The following is an 8,182-nucleotide window of genomic DNA, read 5'->3' on the forward strand; positions in this document are numbered from 1 at the left end:
CGGCCTCACAGGATCGCGATCGGATTGATGGGGGACCCGGTGGCCACGGGAAGCCGGAGAGGCGCGATGACACAGAGGAAGGACCACCGGTCCTCCGCCTCGCAGACCGGCACCAGATCCTCGAACTGCAGGTAGTCCAGCAGGTGCAGACCCATGGCGTGGACTCCCAGCACGTGGACGGGGAAGTCGACGCCCTCCGTCGTACTGGGGGCGCTGTCGTTGTTGCCGTCGCTGCCGAGCAGTGCGACCTTCCGGTCCGCCAGGAACTCCATGGCCGTGGGGTGGAGTCCGGCCCTGGCCTCTTCCGTGTCCCACGGCCCGAGTTCGTCGCGCCGGCGCCGGTGACCCACCCGGACGAAGAGCAGGTCTCCCCGGGTGACCCGGAGGTGGTGGGCGGACTCGGCAGCGGCGAGTTCGTCGCCGGTGACGGAGTCGCCCGGCTCCAGCCACGGGACACCGCGCAACCGCGGAATGTCGAGGAGAACGCCCCGGCCGACGATTCCGTCATGCGCCAGTTCCACCGACAGCTCGGTCGCTCCCCCCGGCGTCAGAGTGCTCGCCGGCACGCCGCCGTACAGCGTCCCGTCGAAGACCACGTGGCAGAGGGCGTCGAGATGGCTGTCGGCGTCCCCGTGCACGTTCGTGGCAATGCGGTCCCGTCCGAACTGCAGCCCTTCCGCGTGGATCTGGCCCGCCACTGCGCCGGTCATCACATGCGTGCAGGGATCGGGATTATCAGGCCCCTGCCGGGTTTCCACGGGCGCCGCCATCGTCACTGTCAGGCCCGATCCGACCTCGGCCGCCGCCGCCCGCACCTGCCGTGGCGTGATGTTGTCCAGCGCGCCGCGGCCGGCACCCCGGCCGTCCGGTCTCCGCACGCGCGCATAGAGACCGGCGAACTCGGTGGCGCTCACCGGGGGCCGTGCTGCGGGGCGCGGCTGTGCGGTCATGGGCCGTGATCCTCTCGGAGAGCCGCCCCGGCGGCTGCCCGGGCGGGCGCGGTGTCCCGGCTGCTGCCGGGGGAGCGTCGACAGGGTCAGCGGCCCTCCTCGTCGTCGAGCGCCTCATCGAGCGTGAGGGCGGCCATGATCAGGGACAGGTGGGTGAACGCCTGCGGGAAGTTGCCCAGTTGCTCCCCGGTCGGGCCGATCTCCTCGGCGAAGAGGCCGACATGGTTCGCGTAGGTCTGCATCTTCTCGAAGGCGTACCGGGCCTGGGGGAGCCGGCCCGCGCGGGCCAGCGCGTCGACGTACAGGAACGTGCAGAGACTGAAGGTCCCTTCGCAGCCGCGCAGCCCGTCGGGCGAGGCCGCCGGGTCGTAGCGGTAGACGAGGCTGTCGGAGACGAGTACGCGGTCCATGGCGTCGAGCGTGGACAGCCAGGACGGGTCCCTGGGGGACACGAACTCGGCCCTTGGCATCAGCAGCAGCGAGGCGTCCAGCACATCGCCGCCGTAGTGCTGGACGAAGGCCTTCTTTGCATCGCTCCAGCCGCGTTCCATGACCTGTTCGAAGATGGCGTCCCTCGTTCTCGTCCACCTGGCCGTGTCGGCGGGTTTGCGGAAGAAGTCCGCCAGGCGGAGGCCGTGGTCGAAGGCGACCCAGGACATCACCCGGCTGTACGTGAAGTCCTTGCGTCCGCCACGGGTCTCCCAGATGCCCTCGTCCGGCCGGTCCCAGGTGTCGGCGAGCCAGTCGAGCGTCCTGGTGAGGGCCTTCCACCCCGCGTACGTGACCTGTCGGCCGATGCCACGCCCCTGGGACAGCGCGTAGACGGCTTCGCCATAGATGTCCAGCTGCAGCTGGTCGGCGGCGGCGTTGCCCGCACGGACGGGGTACGAGCCCTGGTACCCCTCGAGATGTGCCAGGATCTCCTCGGGCAGATTCGGGTCGCCGTCGACCCGGTACATGGTCTGCAACGGCTCTCCGTCGGTGCCCTCGCGGTCATGCAGGCGTGCGACGAGCCAGTGGACGAACGCGGTGGCTTCCTCGACGAAGCCGAGGTCCAGCAGGGCACGGACGGACAGGGAACCGTCACGCACCCAGGTGTACCGGTAGTCCCAGTTGCGCTCCCCGCCGACCTGTTCCGGCAGCCCCATCGTCGCTGCCGCGATCATCGCCCCGGTGGGGGCGTAGATGAGCAGCTTCAGGGTGATGGCCGAACGGTGGACGAGTTCGGGCCACCGGCCCCGGTATCGCGAGCTGCGCAGCCACGTCTTCCAGAAGCGGACGACGTCCCAGTACTGTGCGGTGATGCTGTCGACCGTCGGGGGCGGAGGAGCCTCCCCGCCAGCGGCGCAGACGGTGAACACGACGCTGCCGGCCTCGCCGGCGTTCAGGGTCACCGTGCCCCGCACATCCCGGCCGTCGCGCTCCAACGGGAAAGTGCTCTGCAGGTGGGCGCTGATGCCGGGGGCCCGGAACAGGGCACCTTCGGGGCCGAGGTCGAGCTCGTGCTCGGCACGGCCGTAGCCGAAACGCGGCCGGCACGCGAGTTCGAAGCTGACGGTTCCCCGCACGACCCGCACCATTCGGACCAGGGCGTGCCGGTCGGTGGCGACACCCGTCAGGTCGGGAGGCATGTAGTCGATCACCTCGCCCACCCCGTCCGGCGACATGAACCGGGTCACCAGAACAGCTGTGTCCGGGTAGTACAGCTGCTTGCTGCTTCCCTCGGGATGATCCGGCGCCAGCTGGAAGTGTCCGCCGTGCTCGCTGTCGAGCAGGGCACCGAAGATGCTGGGCGAGTCGAAGCGGGGAGCGGCGAACCAGTCGATCACGCCGCGCGACGAAACGAGCGCGGCGGTCTGCAGATCACCGACGAGCCCGTGGTCTGCGATCGGCGGATAGCGTTCGTCCATGGTGGCTCCGGGGGTGTGGGAAGTCCCCCACACCACCCACTATCCGGCAGAACGGATCTCCGCGCCTGGGCTGAGGGAGGGAGGCGGACGGGCCCCTCCGCCCGCCGGTGTCACGGCGTGATCGCTCGCCCACGCCACGGCCCCTGCGCAGGCGGGGACGGACGAGCCCTTCTGCCCGCGGGCATGCCCCCCGCCGGGCGAACCTGCCGCCGCATTCAAGCAGGACACACGTGTCCTGCTTGACTCGGCAGATCGCTGTCCGCACGCTCCCGGGAGGCTGCCGACGGACCGGGCCGCCCCCGGCCCGGACTTGCGGGCCGTCCGCCCCACGGGCAGGCCGAGGAGGCCACGCGTGCACGAGAGCCGGACCGGACGACAGGTGACTCTCCGCCATCGCGACCACGAGGCCGTCGTCGTCGAACTAGGTGCGGCCCTCCGCCACTACGCCGTCGGCCGGCGGCCGGTACTCGACGGATTCGCGCCGGACGACCGGATCACCGGCGGACGCGGTCAGATCCTCGTGCCGTGGCCCAACCGGATCGCGGACGGGCGCTACCGCTGGGACGGCCGGGACCACCAACTGCCGTTGACCGAGCCGCAGAACGGCAACGCCATCCACGGCCTGCTCCGCTGGACATCGTGGCGGGTCGTCGAGGCGCAGGACGACCGCGCGGTGCTCGACACCCCCCTGTGGCCCCAGCCCGGCTATCCCTTCCACCTCCGGGTCCGTGCCGAGTACACCCTCGGCGACGGCGGCCTCGATGTGGCCGTGACCGCGCGCAACGTCGGCACGGGCGCCGCACCCTACGGAGTCGGCCAGCACCCCTATTTCGTGGTCGGCACCGCAGTCGTGGACGACGCGCTGCTGACCGTGCCGGCGCGCACACGGCTGCGCACCGACGACCGGGGACTTCCGGTCGCCGCCGAACCGGTTGCGGGCACGCCCTACGACTTCCGTGCACCACGAGCCCTCGGCACACAGCGGCTGGACACACCGTTCGGCGGGCTCGACCGGGACGCGCACGGGCGGGCCGCGGTGCGCCTTACCCATCCCTCCGGCACATGGGGCACGGACGTATGGCTCGGCGAGGGCGTCGAACACGTACAGCTCTACACCGGGGACACCCTGCCCGAGAGCGAGCGGCGCCGCGCTGTCGCCATCGAGCCGATGTCGTGCCCTCCGGACGCGTTCCGCAGCGGTACGGGACTTGTCGCTCTGGGGCCCGGTGAGGAGCACACACTCCGGTGGGGGATCACCCCGTGGCAGGAATGACGGCTGCGCCGTGATGCTCGGCCGGACCACCGTCGGTCCGACGGCCATGCGCGAACCGGTGCGGCCGACCGGCTTTCTCCCGCTGCCGTTCCGTCGTCGGCCGGTCCGCTCGCGAAAGAGTTCTCCATGACGACGAATCAGGTCTTCATCGGTGTGGGGCTCACCCTGGTGCTCGCCGTCGGTTCGCAGATCCTGGCCGGCCGGCTGCGCATCCCGGCGCTCATCGTGCTGCTGCCGGTCGGGTTCACCGCCGGGGCGCTGGTGGACGACCTGGATCCGCAGCGCCTGCTGGGCCCGGCGTTCTCGCCACTGGTGTCGCTCGCCGTCGCGGTGATCCTCTACGACGCGGGCCTCGGGCTCGATCTCGGAAACCTGAAGGGTCATACCCGCGTCGTCGTCCGGCTGATCTGGATCGGCGTCCTGGTCAGCTGGGTGCTCGGCACGCTGGTCGCCGTCTTGCTGCTGGACATGGACCGGCGGGCGGCCGTCATGCTGGGTGCGATCCTCGTGGTCTCCGGGCCGACCGTGGTCGGTCCGCTGCTCAGCCTCGTCCGGCCGAAGCAACGGCTGCAGCACATCCTGGTCTGGGAGGGCTCGCTCATCGACCCGGTCGGCGGCATCCTTGGGGCGCTCGTCTTCCACCTCGTCGAAGCGAGCGGCGGCCGTCATGCCGGGTTCGGCGTAGTGAAGTTCCTCGGCAGCGTCGGCGTGGGACTGGCGGGAGGCGTCGTCGGAGCCGCGCTGCTGTGGGTGCTGCTCCGGGTGCTCCGGCTCGGCGAGGTCCTCGGGACGACAGCCCAGCTCGCCGCGGTGATCGCGGTGGCGGCCTTCTGCGACGTCGTCCGTGAGGACACCGGGCTCATCGCTGCCGTGGTGATGGGACTGGCAGTCGCCAACCTTCCACGCTTCGACGTCCCGGCGCGCCGTCCCTTCTTCGAGACCCTGGTCAGCCTGATCCTCGGGCTGCTCTTCATTTCGATCTCGGCCACCGTCGCCCCGCAGTCGCTGCGCCACGTGGTCCTGCCCGCGCTGGGCCTGGCCGTCGTGCTGGTGATCGTGGTCAGACCCCTGGTGGCGGTCCTGTCGACGCTCGGCACGGACCTGTCACGGGGTGAGCGGGGTTTCATCGGCTGGATGGCCCCCCGCGGGATCGTCGCGGCGGCGACCGCCTCGACCTTCTCCGCCGCCCTGGTGGCGAGGGGAATCGGCGGCGCTTCGAAGATTCTCCCGGCCACGTTCGTCGTCATCGTGGCCACGGTGACGCTGTACGGGCTGACGGCGCCGGCCGTCGCCCGGCGGCTGGGCGTCGTGCGGCCGGCCCGCTCACGCCCGCTCCTGGTCGGCGGTGAGCAGTGGGTGGTGGATCTCGGGCTGGCACTGAGATCGGCGGGGCTTCCGGTACTGATGTGGGCCGGGCCGGAGCAGCAGCATGAGCGCATCGGACAGGCCGGACTCGACCTGGCCCCGGGGGAACTGCTGGCCGCCGCCACCGGTGAGCGGGCCGAGCTGGAGGGCATCACGGCGGTGTTCCTCCTGACCGCCGAGGACGACTTCAATGCGCTGGCGGCCACCATCCTGCGCGGCAGCGTCGAGGGATCCGTCCATCGCGTCGGTGCTCCGCGCGAGAGCCTCGGCGTGGTCGCCCCGTTCATGGGCGGCGAGGTCTTGTTCGGCACGGAACTGACCGGGGCGGTGCTGACCCGGAGGTAAGAGGACGGGGCGTCCATCGTGACCAGGCCCGCGGACCAGGCCGCGCCGGCCGACTGGGACACGCTGTTCCTCGTCCGGGGCGACGGCCGGCTCGATCCGGTCACAGAGGAGAACCGCCCGCTGCCCGGGCCGGGCGACTTCGCCGTCCTCCTGGCTCCCGCCTCCGGCGGACGTCCGGCCGCGCCTCCCGCTGCGGCCGGAGTGTGACGCCGCAGGGCCCGCACGAAAAAGCGGATGCGGGCCGAGATGATCCTCGACCCGCATCCGCTCCGTCTCCTGCGAAGGGAGACCTTCTGGTGTCCGAGGGGGGACTTGAACCCCCACGCCCGATAAAGGGCACTAGCACCTCAAGCTAGCGCGTCTGCCATTCCGCCACCCGGACAAGGTGTCTGTCTCGCGGGCCGTGCCCGTTCCGACGTGGAAAACAATAGCAAACATTCGGGGGTGCTCGATCACGCCACTGGCCGTGTGAACGGCGCGTGACGGGGGACGGGCGCCCTTGGGTGTGCGGGCCGGGCGCGGGAGGATGTGGGGGAGCACCAGGGTGACAGTGGAAGGAAGCAGCGTGAGCGAGACGAACAAGGCCGGCGGCCTGTCCGGCGAGGACGAGGTCGTGGACCTCTGCCGTGAGCTGATCCGGATCGACACCAGCAACTACGGAGACCACTCGGGCCCGGGTGAGCGGGCGGCCGCCGAGTACGTCGCGGAGAAGCTCGCCGAGGTCGGGCTCGAACCGAAGATCTTCGAATCCCACAAGGGGCGTGCCTCGACCGTGGCCCGGATCGAGGGCGAGGACCCGTCCAGGCCCGCGCTGCTCATCCACGGGCACACCGACGTCGTGCCGGCCAACGCCGAGGACTGGACGCACCACCCGTTCTCGGGCGAGGTCGCGGACGGTTGTGTGTGGGGGCGCGGCGCCGTCGACATGAAGGACATGGATGCGATGACCCTCGCGGTCGTCCGTGACCGGATGCGCAGCGGCCGCAAGCCCCCGCGCGACATCGTGCTGGCCTTCCTCGCCGACGAGGAGGCCGGTGGTACGTACGGTGCGCGGTATCTCGTCGACAAGCACCCGGATCTCTTCGACGGTGTGACCGAGGCGATCGGCGAGGTCGGCGGCTTCTCCTTCACCGTCAACGAGAAGCTGCGGCTCTATCTCGTGGAGACGGCCGAGAAGGGCATGCACTGGATGCGGCTCACCGTGGACGGCACCGCCGGGCACGGCTCGATGACCAACAGCGACAACGCGATCACCGAGCTCTGCGAGGCGGTCGGGCGGCTCGGCCGGCACAAGTGGCCGGTCAGGGTCACCAAGACCGTACGGTCTTTCCTCGACGAACTGTCCGACGCACTCGGCACCCCCCTCGACCCGGAGGACATGGACGCCACGCTCGACAAGCTGGGCGGCATCGCCAAGATGATCGGCGCCACCCTCCGCAACTCCGCCGCCCCCACCATGCTCGGCGCCGGCTACAAGGTGAACGTGATCCCCGGTCAGGCCGTCGCCCATGTCGACGGTCGTTTCCTGCCCGGCTTCGAGGACGAGTTCCTGGCCGACCTGGACCGCATCCTCGGCCCGCGGGTGAGGCGCGAGGACGTGCACGGCGACAAGGCGCTGGAGACCAGCTTCGACGGCTCCCTGGTCGACGCGATGCAGATCGCGCTGAAGGCGGAGGACCCGATCGCCCGCGCCGTCCCGTACATGCTCTCCGGCGGCACCGACGCCAAATCCTTCGACGACCTCGGCATCCGCTGCTTCGGATTCGCGCCGCTGAAGCTGCCGCCGGAGCTCGATTTCGCGGGCATGTTCCACGGTGTCGACGAGCGGGTGCCGGTCGACGGCCTCCAGTTCGGTGCGCGGGTACTCGACCGTTTCATCGACAACTGCTGAATTACCGCGCCCTGTTCCACCGGTATTCGTCAGCGTGTGCGTACGTGACCGGAACGAGTGAAAGGGGTCATTGCATCGTAGCCCGATCACTTATTCCTCGTTACAGGTGATGCGGTCCGCGGCTGGGACCGCATTGCCAACTAGGAGGAATAATGATCAAGAAGATCGTCGCCGCTGCGGCAGTCACCGGTGGTCTGGTGCTGGCGGGTGCGGGTATGGCCGTCGCCGACTCGGGCGCCCAGGGTGCCGCGGCCGGCAGCCCCGGTGTGATCTCGGGCAACACCATCCAGGTTCCCGTGCACGTGCCGGTGAACCTGTGCGGCAACACGGTCTCCGTGATCGGGCTGCTGAACCCCGCCTTCGGCAACTACTGCGCCAACTCCTGACGTTGTGCGTCGACCCGTAAGGGTTTGAGCCCGTCGGCCCCGGAGCGCACGCCATGCGCTCC

5 protein-coding genes, 1 tRNA gene and 1 pseudogene are annotated in these 8,182 nt (G+C 70.3%); 4 read left to right on the forward strand and 3 right to left on the reverse strand.

All coding sequences use genetic code 11. The features are described 5' to 3' along the window. Positions 1-5: 5 nt before the first annotated feature. Positions 6-950: a cyclase family protein gene (locus ACFU6I_RS03465; RefSeq protein WP_384360873.1), complete on the reverse strand. Its 945-nt coding sequence runs from the start codon at positions 948-950 to the stop codon at positions 6-8. Positions 951-1,036: 86 nt separating this feature from the next. Further along, the gene (locus ACFU6I_RS03470) at positions 1,037-2,860 is read right to left on the reverse strand and encodes a glycoside hydrolase family 15 protein (protein WP_384360875.1); all 1,824 of its coding nucleotides are present in this window, start codon (positions 2,858-2,860) and stop codon (positions 1,037-1,039) included. A gap of 352 nt (positions 2,861-3,212) precedes the next feature. Here ACFU6I_RS03470 and ACFU6I_RS03475 point away from each other — a divergent pair, with 352 nt between their 5' ends. Together ACFU6I_RS03475 and ACFU6I_RS03480 are read left to right on the forward strand one after the other, a co-directional pair. Further along, positions 3,213-4,133: an aldose 1-epimerase family protein gene (locus ACFU6I_RS03475; protein WP_384360878.1), complete on the forward strand. Its 921-nt coding sequence runs from the start codon at positions 3,213-3,215 to the stop codon at positions 4,131-4,133. Between the two features lie 126 nt (positions 4,134-4,259). Beyond that, positions 4,260-6,050, forward strand: a pseudogene (locus tag ACFU6I_RS03480) (cation:proton antiporter). A gap of 87 nt (positions 6,051-6,137) precedes the next feature. Here the strand turns inward: ACFU6I_RS03480 and ACFU6I_RS03485 are convergent. Continuing rightward, a tRNA-Leu gene (locus tag ACFU6I_RS03485) sits at positions 6,138-6,225 on the reverse strand. A gap of 183 nt (positions 6,226-6,408) precedes the next feature. Between ACFU6I_RS03485 and ACFU6I_RS03490 the strand changes: the two genes are divergently transcribed. Both ACFU6I_RS03490 and ACFU6I_RS03495 read left to right on the forward strand, forming a co-directional pair. Then, on the forward strand, positions 6,409-7,734 hold the full coding sequence (locus ACFU6I_RS03490) for a M20/M25/M40 family metallo-hydrolase (RefSeq protein ID WP_384360880.1): 1,326 nt from the start codon (positions 6,409-6,411) through the stop codon (positions 7,732-7,734). A gap of 152 nt (positions 7,735-7,886) precedes the next feature. After that, positions 7,887-8,120: a chaplin gene (locus ACFU6I_RS03495; protein ID WP_384360883.1), complete on the forward strand. Its 234-nt coding sequence runs from the start codon at positions 7,887-7,889 to the stop codon at positions 8,118-8,120. The last annotated feature ends 62 nt before the right edge of the window (positions 8,121-8,182 follow it).

Origin of the sequence: Streptomyces sp. NPDC057486, from assembly GCF_042802415.1 — a bacterium.
In the GTDB taxonomy this organism is placed as follows: Bacteria; Actinomycetota; Actinomycetes; order Streptomycetales; family Streptomycetaceae; genus Streptomyces; species Streptomyces yanii.

Bases quoted from the DNA above. Each gene is read 5' to 3' on its own strand.
- ACFU6I_RS03465 (WP_384360873.1), bottom strand. From the start codon at position 950: ATGACCGCACAGCCGCGCCCCGCAGCACGGCCCCCGGTGAGCGCCACC.
- ACFU6I_RS03495 (WP_384360883.1), top strand. From the start codon at position 7,887: ATGATCAAGAAGATCGTCGCCGCTGCGGCAGTCACCGGTGGTCTGGTG.
- ACFU6I_RS03470 (WP_384360875.1), bottom strand. From the start codon at position 2,860: ATGGACGAACGCTATCCGCCGATCGCAGACCACGGGCTCGTCGGTGAT.